Origin of the sequence: Microbacterium sp. EST19A (assembly GCF_019969685.1) — a bacterium.
Classification (GTDB): Bacteria; Actinomycetota; Actinomycetes; order Actinomycetales; family Microbacteriaceae; genus Microbacterium.
Window position 1 is genome coordinate 355,932 of record NZ_JAHXYZ010000001.1, and the last position, 16,329, is coordinate 372,260.

At 69.2% G+C, this 16,329-nt stretch carries 18 protein-coding genes; 13 read left to right on the forward strand and 5 right to left on the reverse strand.

What is annotated here, in order from left to right; translation table 11 throughout:
* Positions 1-72: 72 nt before the first annotated feature.
* The 4 genes from LC452_RS01840 to LC452_RS01855 are packed head-to-tail and all read left to right on the forward strand — an operon-like array spanning position 73 to position 3,922.
* On the forward strand, positions 73-924 hold the full coding sequence (locus LC452_RS01840; RefSeq protein WP_223622318.1) for a tryptophan 2,3-dioxygenase: 852 nt from the start codon (positions 73-75) through the stop codon (positions 922-924).
* A complete protein-coding gene (locus tag LC452_RS01845; RefSeq protein ID WP_223622319.1) occupies positions 924-1,871 on the forward strand; it encodes an amidohydrolase family protein in 948 nt (315 codons plus the stop codon). The genes LC452_RS01840 and LC452_RS01845 overlap by 1 nt, the downstream gene beginning before the upstream one ends.
* Before the next feature lies 1 nt (position 1,872).
* Entirely contained in the window at positions 1,873-3,099 is a 1,227-nt protein-coding gene (locus LC452_RS01850; protein ID WP_223622320.1) for a kynureninase, read from the forward strand.
* On the forward strand, positions 3,089-3,922 hold the full coding sequence (locus tag LC452_RS01855; protein ID WP_223622321.1) for a PaaX family transcriptional regulator C-terminal domain-containing protein: 834 nt from the start codon (positions 3,089-3,091) through the stop codon (positions 3,920-3,922). Before LC452_RS01850 ends, LC452_RS01855 begins: the two co-directional genes overlap by 11 nt.
* On the opposite strand, the gene LC452_RS01860 is transcribed toward LC452_RS01855, so the two are convergent.
* Positions 3,891-4,892 (reverse strand): LacI family DNA-binding transcriptional regulator, encoded by a 1,002-nt coding sequence (locus LC452_RS01860; protein WP_223622322.1) that lies wholly within the window; start codon positions 4,890-4,892, stop codon positions 3,891-3,893. The genes LC452_RS01855 and LC452_RS01860 overlap by 32 nt on opposite strands.
* Before the next feature lie 165 nt (positions 4,893-5,057).
* Between LC452_RS01860 and LC452_RS01865 the strand changes: the two genes are divergently transcribed.
* The 4 genes from LC452_RS01865 to LC452_RS01880 are packed head-to-tail and all read left to right on the forward strand — an operon-like array spanning position 5,058 to position 10,510.
* On the forward strand, positions 5,058-6,353 hold the full coding sequence (locus LC452_RS01865; protein ID WP_223622323.1) for an extracellular solute-binding protein: 1,296 nt from the start codon (positions 5,058-5,060) through the stop codon (positions 6,351-6,353).
* The gene (locus LC452_RS01870) at positions 6,334-7,266 is read left to right on the forward strand and encodes a carbohydrate ABC transporter permease (protein ID WP_223622324.1); all 933 of its coding nucleotides are present in this window, start codon (positions 6,334-6,336) and stop codon (positions 7,264-7,266) included. Before LC452_RS01865 ends, LC452_RS01870 begins: the two co-directional genes overlap by 20 nt.
* Positions 7,263-8,141, forward strand: coding sequence for a carbohydrate ABC transporter permease (locus LC452_RS01875; RefSeq protein ID WP_223622325.1), 879 nt, complete (start codon positions 7,263-7,265; stop codon positions 8,139-8,141). Before LC452_RS01870 ends, LC452_RS01875 begins: the two co-directional genes overlap by 4 nt.
* 32 nt (positions 8,142-8,173) lie before the next feature.
* On the forward strand, positions 8,174-10,510 hold the full coding sequence (locus LC452_RS01880; protein ID WP_223622326.1) for a beta-glucosidase: 2,337 nt from the start codon (positions 8,174-8,176) through the stop codon (positions 10,508-10,510).
* A 39-nt stretch (positions 10,511-10,549) separates the two neighbouring features.
* On the opposite strand, the gene LC452_RS01885 is transcribed toward LC452_RS01880, so the two are convergent.
* Both LC452_RS01885 and LC452_RS01890 read right to left on the reverse strand, forming a co-directional pair.
* Complete coding sequence (locus tag LC452_RS01885; protein WP_223622327.1) at positions 10,550-10,990, reverse strand: methylglyoxal synthase; 441 nt, start codon at positions 10,988-10,990, stop codon at positions 10,550-10,552.
* Between the two features lie 165 nt (positions 10,991-11,155).
* Positions 11,156-11,641 carry an FBP domain-containing protein gene (locus LC452_RS01890; protein ID WP_223622328.1) on the reverse strand — a complete coding sequence of 162 codons (486 nt, stop codon included), beginning with the start codon at positions 11,639-11,641 and terminating at the stop codon, positions 11,156-11,158.
* A gap of 300 nt (positions 11,642-11,941) precedes the next feature.
* Between LC452_RS01890 and LC452_RS01895 the strand changes: the two genes are divergently transcribed.
* On the forward strand, positions 11,942-12,289 hold the full coding sequence (locus LC452_RS01895; protein ID WP_223622329.1) for a hypothetical protein: 348 nt from the start codon (positions 11,942-11,944) through the stop codon (positions 12,287-12,289).
* A 35-nt stretch (positions 12,290-12,324) separates the two neighbouring features.
* Here the strand turns inward: LC452_RS01895 and LC452_RS01900 are convergent, their stop codons facing one another.
* Complete coding sequence (locus LC452_RS01900) at positions 12,325-12,729, reverse strand: hypothetical protein (RefSeq protein ID WP_136056867.1); 405 nt, start codon at positions 12,727-12,729, stop codon at positions 12,325-12,327.
* Between the two features lie 191 nt (positions 12,730-12,920).
* Between LC452_RS01900 and LC452_RS01905 the strand changes: the two genes are divergently transcribed.
* Positions 12,921-13,106, forward strand: coding sequence for a CsbD family protein (locus LC452_RS01905; protein WP_136056866.1), 186 nt, complete (start codon positions 12,921-12,923; stop codon positions 13,104-13,106).
* A 33-nt stretch (positions 13,107-13,139) separates the two neighbouring features.
* Here LC452_RS01905 and LC452_RS01910 read toward each other — a convergent pair whose 3' ends face one another.
* Positions 13,140-13,304, reverse strand: a complete 165-nt coding sequence (locus LC452_RS01910) for a hypothetical protein (RefSeq protein WP_162836769.1) — start codon at positions 13,302-13,304, stop codon at positions 13,140-13,142.
* A 125-nt stretch (positions 13,305-13,429) separates the two neighbouring features.
* Between LC452_RS01910 and LC452_RS01915 the strand changes: the two genes are divergently transcribed.
* From LC452_RS01915 to LC452_RS01925, 3 genes are read left to right on the forward strand one after another with little or no spacing between them, the layout of a single operon-like run.
* Positions 13,430-13,696 carry a Rho termination factor N-terminal domain-containing protein gene (locus LC452_RS01915; protein ID WP_223622330.1) on the forward strand — a complete coding sequence of 89 codons (267 nt, stop codon included), beginning with the start codon at positions 13,430-13,432 and terminating at the stop codon, positions 13,694-13,696.
* A gap of 7 nt (positions 13,697-13,703) precedes the next feature.
* Entirely contained in the window at positions 13,704-14,804 is a 1,101-nt protein-coding gene (locus tag LC452_RS01920; protein ID WP_223622331.1) for a YbdK family carboxylate-amine ligase, read from the forward strand.
* 44 nt (positions 14,805-14,848) lie between these two features.
* Positions 14,849-16,246: an MFS transporter gene (locus LC452_RS01925; protein ID WP_223622332.1), complete on the forward strand. Its 1,398-nt coding sequence runs from the start codon at positions 14,849-14,851 to the stop codon at positions 16,244-16,246.
* The last annotated feature ends 83 nt before the right edge of the window (positions 16,247-16,329 follow it).

The window sequence follows — 16,329 nt, forward strand, 5'->3', positions numbered from 1 at the left end:
GCCGCCTCGTCGAGCAAGGGCCGCCATATTTCACTACTGTGACGCTCGCCACGAAACTGATACATTCGAGGCATGAGCCCTGAGAACGAGCGCAGCCTGGAGTCCGGCATCGTCACGGACCTGACCGGAAAGATGACCTACGGGTCGTACCTCGCGCTCGACCAGCTGCTCACGGCGCAGCATCCGGTCAGCGTGCCCGAGCATCACGACGAGATGCTGTTCATCATCCAGCACCAGACGACCGAGCTCTGGCTCAAGCAGCTGCTGCATGAGCTCTCGTCGGCCCGCGAGCTGCTCGCGAGCGATGACCTCCGCGAAGCGCTGAAGCGGGTCGCGCGCGTCAAGAAGATCCAGGATGTGATGACGCAGCAGTGGGGCATTCTCGCCACGCTCACGCCGACGGAGTACGCGCAGTTCCGCGGATCGCTCGGCAACTCCTCCGGCTTCCAGTCGGTGCAGTACCGCGCCGTCGAGTTCGCCCTCGGCAACAAGAACGAGAAGATGCTGCAGGTCTTCCGCGATCACCCCGCGAACCTCGCGCTGCTCACGGCCGAGTGGGAGAAGCCGACCCTCTACGACGAGTTCCTGCGCTACGCCTCGCGGCGCGGGCTGCCCGTACCCGCATCGATCCTCGAGCGCGACGTGCGCCAGCCGTACCGCGAGACGCCCGAGCTCGTGCCGGCCATCCGCGAGATCTACCAGAACCACCAGAAGAACTGGGACCTGTACGAGGCGTGCGAAGACCTCGTCGACCTCGAGGACAACTTCCAGTTCTGGCGCTTCCGCCACCTGAAGACCGTCGCCCGCACGATCGGCATGAAGGTCGGCACGGGCGGGTCCAGCGGCGTCGGCTTCCTGCAGCGCGCGCTCGATCTCACGTTCTTCCCCGAGCTGTACACCGTGCGCACGGAGATCGGCGGCTGATGTTCGCCGTCACGTTCTTCAACGGCGACGGCTGGCACGAGGGCGTCGTCACGACCGACGCCGATGGACGGATGCTGCTGCGAGAAGAGCCCGTCCCCACAGCCCTTCCCCGGCTCGACGGCGTCGTCACCGGCGGCTTCACCGATCACCACGTGCACCTGCAGCTCGTCGACGCGGGGCTCCTCGCGTCGTCGGTGCTCGGTCGCGTGGTGGATCTGGGCGGCGATCCCGAGGTGCTCCGCGAGGTCTCCCGGCACGCGGAAACCGCGATCGAGTTCGCGGGCGCCTTCCTCACCCCGCCCGGCGGCTACCCCTCCGATCGCGACTGGGCGCCGGCCGGGTCGTTCCGGGAGATCGTGAATGCCGAAGACGCCGCCGCGGCCGTCGCCGAGATGGCGGATGCCGGAGCCACCCGCGTCAAGGTCACGAACAACAGCGACGCGGGGCCGGTGTTCACCGACGAGCTCCTCCGCACGATCGTCGAGCTCGCCGCTGAGCGTGATATCCCGGTGGTGGTGCACGCGCAGGGCCCGGGCCAGGCGCAGCGCGCGGCCCGTCTCGGCGCGCACGCCCTCGCACACGCTCCGTTCTCCGAGCTCCTCGATGAGGACGAGATCCTCGCGCAGGCGGCATCCGTCACCTGGATCTCGACGCTCTCGATCCACGACGGCGTCGACTACCGCACCGCCGTCGACAACGTCCGTCGGTTCCACGCGGCCGGCGGTACCGTGCGCTACGGCACCGACATGGGCAACGGCCCGACGCCGGTCGACCTGAACCCGCGGGAGATCGATGCTCTGCGCGAGGCGGGCATCGACGGCCTCGACCTGCTCCGTGCGCTCGCCCCGGCCGACCCGCGCGATCCGGCATCCGCCCTCTTCCTCCTCCCCGGCGACGCCGACCCCCTCCGCGCCCGCCGCCTCACCCCCGCCGACCTGAAGGTGTGACATGACCGACCTCCTCGACACCGCCCGCGCCCTCGACGCCGCCGACCCGCTCGGCGCGCACCTCGACGCGTTCCTCGACGCCCCGGGCGTCACCGCCTACCTCGACGGCAACTCGCTCGGCCGACCGCTGCGCGACATCCCTGAGAAGCTCGCCGCGTTCGTGCGCGAGGACTGGGGCACGCGGCTCATCCGCTCGTGGGACGAGCAGTGGATGGCCCTGCCGATGGAGCTCGGCGACCGCATCGGCCGCGTCGCGCTGGGTGCCGCTGCCGGGCAGACGGTCGTCGCCGACTCCACCAGCGTGCTCATCTACAAGCTCCTGCGCGCCGCGCTCGGTGCCGCCGGCGAAGGACGCACCGAGCTCGTGATGGAAGCGGGCAACTTCCCCACCGACCGGTTCCTGGCCGAGGGCGTCGCCGCCGAGGCGGGCATGACGCTGCGCTGGCTCGAGCCCGACCCGGTACGCGGCGTGACGATCGCCGACGTCGAGGCCGTTGTGTCGGAGCGCACCGCCCTCGTGTCGCTGAGCCACGTCGACTACCGCTCCGGCGCTCTCTCCGATATGCCGGGGATCACCGCAGCGGTGCACGAGGCCGGCGCCCTGATGATGTGGGACCTCTGCCACTCCGCCGGCGTGATCCCGACGCAGCTCGACGCATGGGGCGTCGACATGGCCGTCGGCTGCACCTACAAATACCTCAACGGCGGCCCCGGATCCCCCGCCTTCGCCTACCTCCGCCACGATCTGCAGGGCCTGCTGCGCCAGCCGATCCAGGGCTGGTGGAGCGCCGCCGACATCTTCGCGATGGGTCCGGAGTACGCGCCGTCCGGTGACATCCGCCAGCTCCTCAGCGGCACCCCGCCGGTGACCTCGATGCTCGCGATGCAGGGGATGCTGGACCTCATCGAGCAGGCCACGATCGACGGCGTGCGCGCGAAGTCTTCCTCCCTCACCGACCTCGCCGTGCGCGGGTACGACGAGGTGCTCGCGCCGCTCGGCGTGCGCCTGCTGAGCCCCCGCGACCCGGATCTCCGCGGCAGCCACGTGACGATCGGCCACCCGGACTTCCGCGAGGTCACGCAGCGACTGTGGGCCGACGGCATCATCCCGGATTTCCGCTTCCCCGACGGCATCCGCCTGGGTCTCTCTCCGCTGAGCACCTCGCATGTCGAGACGATCACCGGCATCCTCGCCGTGCGCGACGCCCTGGAGTCCCATGGCCGCTGAGCGGGCCGTGCTCGATGACATCGATGCGCGGCCCGGCAGCACCGCGTCGCTCCTCCGCACGCTGATCGGCGTCTACCTGCGACCGCTCGGCGGCTGGATCTCGACCGCCGACCTGGTGGCACTGGCCGGCGCCCTCGGCATCCCTTCCGCGCAGGCGCGCACCGGCGTGACGCGTCTCAAGCAGAAGGGGCTGCTGCTCGCCGAGCGATCCGAGTCGATCGGCTACCGGCTCGACCCGGATGCCGTCGGGATGCTGGAGCGCGGCGATCGGCGCATCTTCGAGATGCGCGAGATGACCGATGCCGACGACTGGTGCCTCGTCTCGTTCTCGATCCCGGAGAGCGAGCGCCGCATCCGTCACCAGCTCCGTCGCCGGCTGCAGTGGATAGGTGCCGGCATCGTCTCGCCCGCGCTGTGGATCTGCCCCGGCCACCTGCAGGATGAGGTGCTCGAGATCCTCGACGGCCTCGATGCCCGCGCCTGGGCCACGCTCTTCCGGGCCTCGGCGCCGGTGCCGCCCGGGTCGCTGGTCGAGGCGGCCGCGCAGTGGTGGGACCTCGAAGCTCTCCGCGCCGAGCACCTGGCATTCCAGGATTCGCTGACCGCGCTCCCCGCCGAGCCGTTCGCCGCCTACGTGCGTCTGATCGACAGCTGGCGCGTGCTGCCGTACACCGACCCCGGACTGCCGCCGTCGATGCTGCCCGCCGACTGGCCCGGACGCCGCAGCTTCGACGAGTTCGCGCGGCTGTCGGCAGAGCTCGCCGAGCCGGCGTGGGAGCAGGTGCGAGCGCTCACTCCGCGTAGCGCGCCGTCGTCGCCCTGACCACCAGACGCGTCGGCAGGGTCACGTGCATCTGCTCGATCTCCCGCCCCTCGAGCAGCGTGAACACCATGTCGGCCGCGACCTGGCCGAGGCGTCGCATCGGCTGCTGGATCGTGGTCAGCGGGAGGGCCCGTCGCGATGCCTCCGGTACGTCGTCGAAGCCGATCACCGACAGGTCCTCCGGCACGCGCAGCCCCATCTCACGCGCGACCTCGATGACCGCGATCGCGGACAGGTCGTTCGCGGCGAACACGGCCGTCGGGCGGGAGTCGCCGGCCAGGAGCAGGCGCGCTGATTCACGCGTCGTCTGCAACTCGTACCGCCCCACGCCGACCAGGGCGGGATCGATCGGGATGCCGGCATCCGACAGGGCACGCCGGTAACCGGCGTCACGCAGCCCGGCCGAGCGAAGGTCGGGCCGACCGGCGAGGAATCCGATCCGACGGTGGCCGAGCTCGATCAGGTGCCGTGTCGCCGTGAGCGCGCCGCCGAAGCTGTCGGATTCGACCGTCGGCAGGTCCGCCCGCCCGGTGTGCGGGTCGATCGCGACGACCGGTATCTCGGTCGAGGCGCTCACCACGGTCGGCGTCACCATGATGGCGGCGTCGATCAGTGTGCCGGACAGGCGGCTCAGTGAGCGCCGCTCCCACCCGTCCCCGGCGCCGTGATGCGAGCCGCTGTAGGCGAGGAGGTCGAAGGCCGTGTCGTGCACGGCGGTGCCGACGCCCTTGAGGATCTCGGCACTGAACGGCTCGAAGTCCGCCAGGAGCACGCCGATGACTCCGGTCCGCCGCGCGCGCATGCTGCTGGCGACCAGGCTCGACTCGTAGCCGAGTTCGCGCACCGTGTCGAGCACGCGCTGCACGGTGGCATCCGCGATGCCGTATCGCCCGTTGACCGCCTTGGACACGGTCGACACCGACACGCCTGCCGCCTTCGCGACGTCGTGGATCGTCGTTCTCCCGCTCATGACTCGTCAGCGTAGACCCCCGCAGGCGCCGGACGGAAACTGTTTTCGAAAACGTTTGACGCCAGTGGTGGACCGCAGAAGACTGCATCCCACCGCGGTCTCACCCGAGCTGCCGCGGGCGCCCCGCAGTGACGCGGCGCGCAACTCGATGAGGAGAACAATCACATGATCAGCAGAAGGCTCCCCCTCGCCTCCGCGGCGCTACTCGCCGTCGGAGCACTCGCACTCTCGGGATGTACAGCAGGCGACACCGGCGGCGGCTCCGGTGGTGACGGCGACAGCATGACCCTCTGGCACAACTCGACCACCGGTCCCGGTGTCGAGTTCTGGGAGGCCACGGTCGCCGACTTCGAGAAGGCGAACCCCGGCGTCACGATCGAGATCCAGTCCATCCAGAACGAAGACCTCGACGGCAAGCTGCAGACCGCGCTCAACTCGGGCGATGCCCCCGACATCTTCCTGCAGCGCGGCGGCGGCAAGATGGCCGCGATGGTGAAGGCCGGACAGCTCAAAGACCTCACCGACGCGATCGACGGGCCCGCTGCCGACGAGATCCCGGATGCCGCATACTCCGCCAGCAGCCTCGACGACAAGATCTACGCGATGCCGGTCGCCGTGCTCCCCGGCGGGCTCTTCTACAGCCAGGATCTGTTCGACAGGGCGGGCATCACCGAGACCCCCACCACGATCGACGAGCTCGAGACGGCGACGGAAGCGCTCAAGGCAGCGGGCGTCGAGCCCATCGCGCTCGGCGCGAAGGACGCCTGGCCGGCCGCGCACTGGTACTACTGGTTCGCACTCCGCGAGTGCAGCTCTGACACGCTCGCGCAGGCCGCCGACGAGATGAACTTCGACGACGAGTGCTGGATCCGCGCCGGCGAGGACCTGCAGGACTTCGCCGCCACCGAGCCGTTCAACAGCGGCTTCCTGACCACGACCGCGCAGCAGGGCGCCGCGAGCTCCGCCGGACTCATCGCCAACCATCAGGCCGCCATGGAGCTCATGGGCGCCTGGAACCCCGGCGTCATCGGCTCGCTCACCCCCGACCAGAAGCCGCTCGCTGACCTCTCCTGGTTCCCGTTCCCCGAGGTCGAGGGCGGCGAAGGCGAGCCCGGATCGATGATGGGCGGCGTCGACGGCTACTCGTGCTCGGTCGATGCGCCCGACGCGTGCGTCGACTTCCTCAACTTCCTCGGCACCTCCGAGGTACAGACGGCGTACTACAAGGCCTTCAACGCCCCGCCGGTCAACACCGTCGCGCAGGAGGCCGTCACCGAGCCGTACCTGCAGACGATCCTCGAGGCCTACAACGCGGCGCCCTACGCGTCGCAGTGGCTCGACACCGTCTACGGACAGAACGTCGGCAACGCCCTCAACGTGGCCGTGGTGACGATGCTCGCCGGCCAGGGATCCCCGGAGGACATCGTCCAGGCTGTCAAGGATGCTGCAGCGAAGGCGTAAGGCGCTCGCCCGGCTGGAAGTGATCCTTCTGGCCGGGCCCGCCCTGCTCGTCTTCCTCGCCTTCGTCATCTTCCCGGTGCTGATGGCCGCGTACTACGGCTTCTTCAGCTGGCAGGGATACGGCCCGCCGACGGACTTCGTCGGCCTGAAGAACTACCTCACGATCCTGCAGGACCCGCTCTTCCACGACGCCCTCGCGCACAACGGCGTCATCCTGGTGATGTCGCTCGTGCTCCAGGGGCCGGTGGCGATCCTGCTCGCGCTGCTTCTGAACCGGCGGATGCGGGGACAGTCGCTGATCCGCGTGCTGATCTTCGTGCCGTACGTGATCTCCGAGGTCGTCGTGGGCACGGGCTGGAGCCTGATGCTGCAGACCAGCGGCGCCCTCAACGCGCTGCTGACGAACATGGGGCTGGGCTTCCTGGCGAACGACTGGCTGTCCGACCCCGGCATCGCGATCTGGACGCTGATGGCGATCATCACGTGGAAGTACGTGGGCTTCGCCGTCATCCTCTTCCTCGCAGGTCTCCAGGGCATCCCCGATGAGCTGCACGAGGCCGCGGCCATCGACGGCGCCTCGTACTGGCAGATCCAGTGGCGGATCACCCTGCCTCTGCTGGCACCGACGCTGCGCATCTGGGCGTTCCTGTCGATCATCGGCTCGCTGCAGCTGTTCGATCTCGTCTACATCATCTGGGGGCAGTACATCGCCTCCACCGCCGGCACCTCGACCATGGCGACCTACATGGTCTCGGAGGGTCGCAACGCCGGGAACTTCGGCTACGGCAACGCCGTCGCGGTGGTGCTGTTCCTGATCTCGCTCGTGGTCGCCCTGATCTATCAGCGGGCCGTCCTCAAGCGCGACACGGATGGCGCCCTCACCGGCGCCGGAAGGAAGAAGGTCAAGCGATGACCGCCACCTCCACACTCGTCACGCAGCGGTTCGACGGCCGGAAAGCCTCCCGCCCACGGCTGCCCTGGGCGAGCCCCGCGGTGTATTTCGTCGCGTTGATCGTCGTCGGGCTGATGCTGGCCCCGATCGCGTACATCATCGTCGGCGGATTCCGCACCAACGCGCAGATCACGACCGACCCGTCCGGTCTGCCGCAGCCCTGGGTGATCTCGAACTACCTCGATGTGCTCACCGGCGGCATCTTCTGGCGGCAGGTGCTCAACTCGCTGATCGTCGCCCTCACGACGACGCTGGGCGTGGTCGCGCTCGGTCTCATGGCGGCGTACGTGCTCGCGCGCTACCGCTTCGCCGGCCGCGGCGTGCTCTACGCGTTCTTCGCGGCCGGGCTCATGTTCCCGCTGACGGTGGCGATCACCCCGCTCTACATCGTCGTGCGCAGCCTCGGGCTGATGAACTCCCTCGGCGGCGTGATCCTGCCGCAGATCGCGTTCGCCCTGCCGACGACGATCATCATCCTCGTACCGTTCCTGCGCGCCATCCCGGATGAGATCCAGGAGGCCGCATTCATCGACGGATGCAGCCGCCTCGGGTTCTTCTGGAGGATGGTCCTGCCGCTGTCGTTGCCGGGGGTGATCACCACCGGCATCCTGGCCTTCATCGGCAGCTGGAACGGCTATCTGCTGCCGCTGTTCATCCTCAATGACGCGTCCGCGTTCACCCTCCCGCTCGGTGTGCAGTCGTTCGCGTCGCAGTACTCGGTGGACACCGCGAAAGTGCTGGCGTTCACCTCGCTGTCGATGATCCCGGCGCTCATCTTCTTCAGCGTCTTCGAACGGCGCATCGTCGGCGGGCTCACCGGCGCGGTGAAGGGATGACCGCGGTGCGCCCGACGGCAGGATCCCCGACGATGAAAGAGACAGACGTGCTCCCGCAGACCACCCTTCCCCACCTCTCGCCCCGCGTCGAGGCCCTCCTCGGGCAGATGACGCTCGAGGAGAAGCAGGCCCAGCTCGTGGGGTTCTGGGTGGACCAGGGCGACGAGGTCGTCGCCCCGCTCGCCGGCGAGAAGAAGAGCTCGACGCGCTACGAGGAGGCGAGTGCAGACGGCATCGGCCACCTCACCCGCGTCTACGGCACCCGCCCGGTCGACCCGATCGAGCGCGCGCAGTGGCTCTGGGCCGAGCAGGCGCGGCTGCAGCGCGAGACGCGTCTCGGCATCCCCGCCATCGTGCACGAGGAGTGCCTGACCGGCCTCGCGGCCTGGAAGGCGGCGACGTTCCCGACGCCGCTCGCGTGGGGCGCGTCCTTCGACCCGGAGCTCGTCGAAGTGGTGGGAGCGGCGATCGGCGAATCGATGCGGGCGCTCGGCATCCACCAGGGCCTCGCCCCGGTGCTCGACGTGATCCGCGACCCGCGGTGGGGCCGGGTCGACGAGTGCATCGCCGAGGACCCGCTGGTCGTCGGGACGATCGGCACCGCGTACGTGAAGGGTCTGCAGTCGGCCGGCGTGCACGCGACGCTGAAGCACTTCATCGGCTACTCCGCCTCGCGTGCCGGGCGCAACCACGCGCCCGTGCACGCGGGGCCGCGCGAGATCGAGGACGTCCTGCTGCCTCCGTTCGAGATGGCCCTGCGGGAGGGCGGGGCGCGCAGCGTGATGAACTCGTACGCCGACATCGACGGGGTGCCCGTCGGAGCCGACCCTCGGTATCTCACCGGCGTGCTGCGGGAGCGCTGGGGCTTCGACGGCGTCGTCGTGTCGGACTACTTCGCGGTCGACTTCCTGCGCAGCATGCACCGGGTCGCAGCGGACTCCGCGGATGCCGCCCGCCTCGCGCTCACCGCCGGCATCGACGTCGAGTTGCCGTCGCCCGATGCCTACACGACGCTCGCTGCGCAGGTGCGCGACGGACGGCTGCCCGAGGCCGCGCTCGATCGCGCCGTCGCGCGGGTGCTGTCGCAAAAAGAGGACCTCGGACTGCTGGATGCCGACTTCTCGGAGCCACCGGCATCCGTCGAGCTGGACTCCCCCGCGCACCGCGCGCTGGCGCAGCGGCTCGCGGAGGAGTCGATCGTGCTGCTGAGCAACGACGGCATCCTGCCGCTGACGTCCTCGACCGGCTCGAGGATCGCGGTGATCGGCCCCAACGCCGACAGCGCCGAGGCACTCATGGGCTGCTACTCGTTCGTCAATCACGTGCTCGCGCATCACCCCGGCGTGCCCGCCGGGATCGCGCTGCCGACGGTTCTCGACGCGCTGCGCGACGAGTACACGGATGCCGTGATCACGCACGCCGTCGGAACCGATGTGGAGAGCGCCGATCGCACCGGTATCGCCGCGGCCGTGGCGGATGCCGAGACGGCGGATGTCGCGATCCTCGTGGTCGGGGATCGGGCCGGGCTCTTCGGGCGCGGCACCGTCGGTGAGGGCAACGACGTCGAGTCGCTCGAACTCCCCGGCATCCAGCGCGAACTCGTCGAGGCGGTCGTCGCGACCGGCACTCCGGTGATCCTGATCGCGATGACCGGCCGCCCGTACGCCCTGGACTGGGCGCTGCCTCCGCGCGCCGGAGCGGTCGGGGCGATGGTCGGGCTGGGTGCCGTGAACTCCGCGGCGCCGTCGGCGACAGCCGGCTCCGTGGAACCCGCGCTGCGCCCGGCGGCCGTCCTGCAGGCGTTCTTCCCCGGCGAGGAAGGCGGCCCGGCGCTGGCCCACCTGCTCAGCGGTCGGGTCTCCCCCTCGGGACGACTGCCGGTGTCGATGCCGCGCTCAGCCGGAGCGCAGCCGTACTCGTACCTGCATCCGGTGCTGGGTGGCCGGGCCGACGTCACCAGCGCCGACCCGACTCCCGTCCGGCCGTTCGGCTTCGGGCTCGGCTACACCACATTCAGCCATGAAGACCTCGCGGTCACGCCGCGCGCCGACGTCGTGCGGGCGTCAGTGCTGGTGCGCAATACGGGCGACCGGGACGGGGTGGATGTCGTGCAGCTCTACGCGCACGACGAGGTCGCGAGCGTCACTCGTCCGGTGGCGCAGCTGATCGGCTTCCAGCGGATGCCCCTCGCCTCCGGCGCCGAGGAGCGCGTGACGTTCGACATACCCGTCGAACGCCTCGCCTTCACCGGCACCGACGGCATCCGCAGGGTGGAACCAGGAAGGTTCCGGCTGTGGGTCGGCGAAGCCTGCGACGACGAGGAGACCGTGACGACGTTCGACGTGCCGCGCCGGGATGACCCCATGTGAGACGGATCTCGAGGACGACGCTCCTCCGGATCGTCATCCTCAGTCGACGGCGTACGCGGAACCGCTCCTCGCGAGAAGTGGGCGCGCGCGTGAATAGCCGTTGGTGAGGAGAGGAGAGGAGATGAGCATGTCGGCGCTGGCGGTGTTGAGTGCGGTGGGAACGTTCCACACCGTGGCCATGCGCAGCAGCGCCTTCACATCGGGGTCGTGCGGCTGCGCGGAGAGCGGGTCCCAGAAGAAGACAAGCATGTCGAGCTGCCCTTCGGCGATCTTCGCGCCGATCTGCTGATCACCCCCGTGCGGTCCCGACAGGAACCGTGCGACGGGCAGATCGAGCGCCAACGACAGCATCGCGCCGGTGGTTCCCGTGGCGTAGAGATGATGGTGGGAGAGCGAGCCCCGGTTGAATTCGGCCCACTGGAGGAGGGCGGACTTCATGTTGTCGTGAGCGACGAGAGCGATGTGCTGAGAGTGATTCACGGCGGGTCCTTTGCGCAATGCAGGAGGCTGACGCCGTCGTCGTGCCCGGGGTGGGTCGAGCATCTGACAGTCACAGAGTACGACCCACCCGGCGCGATCACAAGAATCGACCCGCGACGGCCGGACGGTGTCCGGCCGTCGCGCGTCAGGGCGGGAAAGGAATCCTCACCCGGCGACCGCCTGAAGGAACCCCGCGATGTGCTCCTGCAGCCGCAGGATGCGCATCTCGCGGGCGAGCTCGCGGTCGTAGCCCTGGTACGCCAGCGGCGGCAGCACGCGCACGTTGCGCGAGCAGCCGAACTCGGCGCAGGCGAGGTTGCCGACCGTGTCGCCCTTGCGTCCGGCGGGACCGGCCTTGCGGGCGACGAAGAGCTGCACGTCGTTGCGGAGAGTCACGTCCTCGCACCATGAGCACTGGGCGCGGGAGAGGACGCGCTGCTCGGCGCGCTGCAGCACGACGCCGACCGGCTGGTCGTCGATCCACGCCACGACGTACGCACGGCGCGGCATCTTCGGATCGGTCCAGCCGAGGTAGTCGAGCTTGTCGAAGTCGAGCTCGGCGAAGTCCGCGGGCAGGGTGACGACGGAGATCTCTTTGCGGGAGGCGTTGATGAAGGAGGCGCGGATGTCGCGCTCGTCGATGGGACGCATGAGATGAGTGCTTTCGGAGTGGTCGCCGCAAGGGGCGAATCGATCGGAGAGAGAGGTTCCCGGCGATGGATGCCGGGTATGACGCAGCACCGGGGACGGGGGTTCCGCCTCCGGCTGGGCCTCAGCCTCTGTCCGCGGCGCGGAGGGCGCCTGCGGCTCCGTTCTGCGCCGAGACGGCGCTCATCGAAAACAGCACCCGGCGAGCCTACACCTGTTTGTTTCACTCCGTGTCGGTGTGCCTACCGCCTCGCAGGATGCCGACCTACGCTGTCCGAAACGTCCGATCCGAAGGAGACCGCCGTGTCCACGCCGCTGAACCGCCTTTCGCCCCTCCCGGTGCGTGAGCGTGCGGCGTGCATGTGCCAGCACGGCGACCGGTGCTCCTCGTTCGCGCCCGGCCACGCCCTGCACCTGATCCAGGCGCGCATCGCGTCGGCCACGCCGGCCGAGTGGGTCGACGGCATCGTGGAGTCGGCGGATGCCGTTTCCGGCCACCTCGTCGTGCGCAGCCTCGACGGCACCGCGCATGCGCTGTGGAACGGCTCGGGCGCAGCGCTCGAAGCGGCACCGGGCACGCCGGTCGCCCTGCACGCCCGCTACGGCGTGCTCGCCGTCGGACGCACGCAGTTCAACGTCGCCGCGGCCTGATCCTCGATCCGACGGTCCCTGAGCCCGACGAAGGGTCAGGCGCTCGCCATCATCATGTCCTTCATGGCCATGCAGGCGTCCATGCAGGCCTGGCAGGCCTGAGCGCACATCTTGCAGACCTCGCTGTGGTCGGCGTGCCGCATGCACTCGTCCATGCAGAGCTGGCACATCGCGATGCAGGCGTTGAGCATCGTCATCATCGACGCCGGGTTCATCCCCTGCATCCGCATCATGGAGCGCATCATCGTGTTGCACATGTCAGCGCAGTTCATACAGGCCGGCGCGCAGTCCATGAGCTGAGTGGAGCAGACGGTGCACGCCTGCTCGCAGGCGGAACAGGCGTCCATGCACGCCTGCATCACCGACATGTCCATCATCGCCATGTCGTCGGTCATCGACTCCATGTTCTTCGACATGGCGCCCATCATCATCGAATCCATCGCACACCGCTTCCTTCATCGAGGTCCGCGGGCAGGGCACCCGCCTGGCGCCAGGCTAGTCCTTCGATCGGCTCCCGTCGACGGGTACGCCGCGTTGACACGGCATCCTCAGATTGTCAATCCCTTGGCCGTCTCCTCGAGGATTTGCGAGGGTGAGAGTGCAAACGATCCGCCTAGGAGAGGAGCAGCACATGAGTGCCGCAGATGACATCAAGAACGCCGCTGAGAAGGCCGGCGGAAAGGTCAAGGAAGGCGTCGGGAAGGTCACCGACAACGAGCGCCTCGAAGCCGAGGGCAAGGCCGATCAGGCCAAGGCCGACGTGAAGCAGGCCGGCGAGAACGTGAAGGACGCCGCGAAGAACGCCTTCGACAAGTGAGGCCCGCCGACGGGCGGGCCTCACTTGTGGAGGTCAGGCCCGTCGGCTCCCGCTGATCGCTCGGATCAACCAGGCGATCACGGCGATGGCCAGCAGGACCAGTCCGACCCAGAGCAGGAACTGAAGCGACTGCACAAGTCCGCCGGTGATCGCGAGGATCACAGCGACGACGATGACGATGATCAAGAGAATGTTCATCAGATTTCCTTTCGCCGGGGCACAGTGCGCCCGTCTACAGCGATCAAACGTAGCCACGGACGACTTTCCCCGTCAGGGGGTTGACTCAGGTACCTCTCAGGTGCCATCGGGAGGAGACACGGATCATGCCAGGACGACGGAACAACTCGCTGAAGGATCCGGAGCTGTACGAGGAGCTCCGCGACGACGGCGCTTCGAAGGAGAAGGCCGCCCGCATCTCCAACGCCGCCGCACGCGACGGACGCAAGGCGGTCGGTCGCCGCGGCGGCGAGTCGGGCGACTACGACGACTGGACGGTTCCCGAGCTGAAGAAGCGCGCCAAGGAGATCGGACTCACGGGCTACAGCAAGAAGCGGAAGTCCGAGCTGATCTCCGCGCTCCGGAATCACTGAGCGCGACATGGCTCGATTCGGCATCGAGGAGGAGTTCCTCCTTCTCGACGGGGATTCCCTCGTCCCCCTGGCCATGGCCGAAGGAACGCGTGAGCGCTTCACGCGACTCCGCACCGGTGGCAGTGTCACGGCGGAGTATCTGACCTCCCAGCTGGAGACCGCCACCGAACCGGTGAGCACCCGGGAGGATGCCGAAGCTCAGGTGCGACACCTGCGCGGCATCGTGGGCTGGCATGCACAGGAGCAGAAGGCCATCGCCGCCGCCACGGGGCATCCCTTCGCCACGACGCGGACGTCGATCATCTCTCCCTCCCCGCACTACGACGACGTCGCCGCCCGTCTCGGGCACCTCAGCCGCGACCACGAGGTGAACGGCCTGCACGTCCACGTGGAGGTCGCCGACGACGAGGAGCGGATCCGCGCGCTGAACCGCATCCGCGGCTGGCTCCCGGTGCTGCTGGCCCTCACCGGCAACAGCCCTTTCGCGAACGGCCTCGACACCGCTTTCGCCAGCTGGCGGAGCGTGCTGATCCACCGTCTGCCGTCGTCGTGGTCTCCGCCGCGGTTCCACGACCTGGACGACTACCGCGCCCGCATCGGGCAGCTCCTCGACCTCGACGCGATCGGCGAGACGTCGTCGCTCTCGTGGGCGGTGCGCCTGTCGGAGCGGTTCCCGACGGTCGAGGTGCGGGTCTTCGACGTGCAGCTCGACCCGGAGGATGCGGTGCTCGCGGCGCTGCTCTGCCGCGCCCTCATGCTTTCCGATGACAGATCGCTGCACGCCGACCGCCTCGACGGCATCGACGCCTCGCTCTGGACCGCCGCACGTTCCGGCATGGACGCCCGCCTCATCGATCCCACGACGGGTGAGGCCTCCGACGCCTGGGCGGTGGTCGATCGGATGCTGACCGCGAGCGCTCCCGCGCTGCAGCAGTTCGGCGACCAGGAGTTCGTCGTCGACCGCCTGGAACGACTCCGCGTCGACGGCACCGGCGCGACCCGGCAGCGCCGGGCGTTCGCGCAGGACGGCACGCGCGGGCTCGCCGAACTGCTCCGCGCCGGCACCCCCGCACCGGTCCAGGGACGGGAACCCACGTCGGTCGCGTGACCGGCGCCGCCCTCGGGGTCTGCGGCCGGGAGTAGTCTCGGCCTGTGGCATCCTTCGCCCCCGTCCAGCGACTCGTGATCTCGATCGCGGTGCTCGCCTCCTTCGTCACCTTCCTCGACGGCACCGTCGTCAACGTCGCGCTGCCCGCGATCAGCCGCGAGATCGGCGGCGGCATCACGACCCAGCAGTGGGTGGTCGACGCCTACCTGATCACGCTGAGCGCTCTGATCCTGCTCGCGGGGTCGGTGTCCGACGCCTACGGCCGCGTGCTCGTGATGCGCATCGGGCTGATCGCCTTCGGGGTGGCGTCGATCGCGGTGGCGGCCTCGTTCGACCCGCTGACGCTGATCATCGCCCGCGCGGCGCAGGGGGCGGCGGGTGCCCTCCTCGTGCCGAGCTCGCTGGCCCTGATCACGGCGACCATGCGCGCCGACGTGCAGGCCAGGGCGATCGGCGTGTGGACGGCCTTCACCACCGGCGCCATGCTCGTCGGGCCCCTGCTCGGCGGCCTGTTCGTCGACTTCCTGTCGTGGCGCTTCGTGTTCCTCATCAACGTCGTCCCGATCGCGATCACCCTGCTCCTGCTCGCCCGCCTGCACCTGCCGGAGCACCAGCGCACCGTGAAGGTCGACTGGTGGAGCGGCGCACTGTGCGCCGTGGGCCTCGGCGCGGTCGTGTTCGCGCTCATCGAGCAGCCGAACCTCGGCTGGCAGTCGCCCGCGATCTGGCTTCCCGCCGTCGTCGGCGTCGCCCTGTTCGTGATGTTCCTGCTGCGTCAGCGCGGAACCGCGACACCGCTCATGCCGCTGTGGCTGTTCCGTGTGCGCGACTTCGGGTGGGGCAACCTCGCCACCCTCTTCGTCTACGCCGCCCTGTCGCTCAACGGCTTCGTGGTCGGCGTCTACCTGCAGCAGGGCGCGGGGCTCACCGCGACCGCCGCGGGATTGGCTAGCCTGCCCATGACGATCCTGATGATCCTGCTCAGCTCGCGCGCCGGCGCGTGGGCGGGGCGCTGGGGTCCGCGCATCTTCATGACGGTCGGTCCGATCGTGATGGCGGCGGGGGCGCTGCTGCTGCTCACCGTCGGCGCGGACTTCGACTACTGGTGGCAGGTGCTGCCGGCGATGATCGTGATGGGTCTCGGCCTCTCCCTGACCGTCGCGCCGCTGACCGCGGCGATCCTCGGCGCCATCGACGAGGATCACTCGGGCATCGCCTCGGCCGTGAACAACGCGGTGTCGCGCGTCGCCGGTCTGCTCGTCGTCGCGATGCTGTCGACGATCGTCGGAGGGGCGCTCGACCTCGGCGGATTCCACAACGCCGCCCTGGTCACCGCCTCGCTGCTGGTGCTCGGCGGAGTCGTGTCGTGGATCGGCATCCGTCGCAACCCCGCCGAGGCGGCGCCGGTCGAAGCCGCGGCATCCGATCTCGACCCCCGCTGACGCTCGACTGCCGCTGACGCTCGACTGCCGTTGACGCTGTCGGTGGCCGCGCGCACACTGGATGCACTGTCGCCCCAGCATCC

What these genes read in the sequence shown, in the direction of transcription:
- LC452_RS01840 (WP_223622318.1), top strand. Translation starts at nt 73, where the DNA reads ATGAGCCCTGAGAACGAGCGCAGCCTGGAGTCCGGCATCGTCACGGAC.
- LC452_RS01845 (WP_223622319.1), top strand. Translation starts at nt 924, where the DNA reads ATGTTCGCCGTCACGTTCTTCAACGGCGACGGCTGGCACGAGGGCGTC.
- LC452_RS01850 (WP_223622320.1), top strand. Translation starts at nt 1,873, where the DNA reads ATGACCGACCTCCTCGACACCGCCCGCGCCCTCGACGCCGCCGACCCG.
- LC452_RS01855 (WP_223622321.1), top strand. Translation starts at nt 3,089, where the DNA reads ATGGCCGCTGAGCGGGCCGTGCTCGATGACATCGATGCGCGGCCCGGC.
- LC452_RS01860 (WP_223622322.1), bottom strand. Translation starts at nt 4,892, where the DNA reads ATGAGCGGGAGAACGACGATCCACGACGTCGCGAAGGCGGCAGGCGTG.
- LC452_RS01865 (WP_223622323.1), top strand. Translation starts at nt 5,058, where the DNA reads ATGATCAGCAGAAGGCTCCCCCTCGCCTCCGCGGCGCTACTCGCCGTC.
- LC452_RS01870 (WP_223622324.1), top strand. Translation starts at nt 6,334, where the DNA reads ATGCTGCAGCGAAGGCGTAAGGCGCTCGCCCGGCTGGAAGTGATCCTT.
- LC452_RS01875 (WP_223622325.1), top strand. Translation starts at nt 7,263, where the DNA reads ATGACCGCCACCTCCACACTCGTCACGCAGCGGTTCGACGGCCGGAAA.
- LC452_RS01880 (WP_223622326.1), top strand. Translation starts at nt 8,174, where the DNA reads ATGAAAGAGACAGACGTGCTCCCGCAGACCACCCTTCCCCACCTCTCG.
- LC452_RS01890 (WP_223622328.1), bottom strand. Translation starts at nt 11,641, where the DNA reads ATGCGTCCCATCGACGAGCGCGACATCCGCGCCTCCTTCATCAACGCC.
- LC452_RS01900 (WP_136056867.1), bottom strand. Translation starts at nt 12,729, where the DNA reads ATGGATTCGATGATGATGGGCGCCATGTCGAAGAACATGGAGTCGATG.
- LC452_RS01905 (WP_136056866.1), top strand. Translation starts at nt 12,921, where the DNA reads ATGAGTGCCGCAGATGACATCAAGAACGCCGCTGAGAAGGCCGGCGGA.
- LC452_RS01910 (WP_162836769.1), bottom strand. Translation starts at nt 13,304, where the DNA reads ATGAACATTCTCTTGATCATCGTCATCGTCGTCGCTGTGATCCTCGCG.
- LC452_RS01915 (WP_223622330.1), top strand. Translation starts at nt 13,430, where the DNA reads ATGCCAGGACGACGGAACAACTCGCTGAAGGATCCGGAGCTGTACGAG.
- LC452_RS01920 (WP_223622331.1), top strand. Translation starts at nt 13,704, where the DNA reads ATGGCTCGATTCGGCATCGAGGAGGAGTTCCTCCTTCTCGACGGGGAT.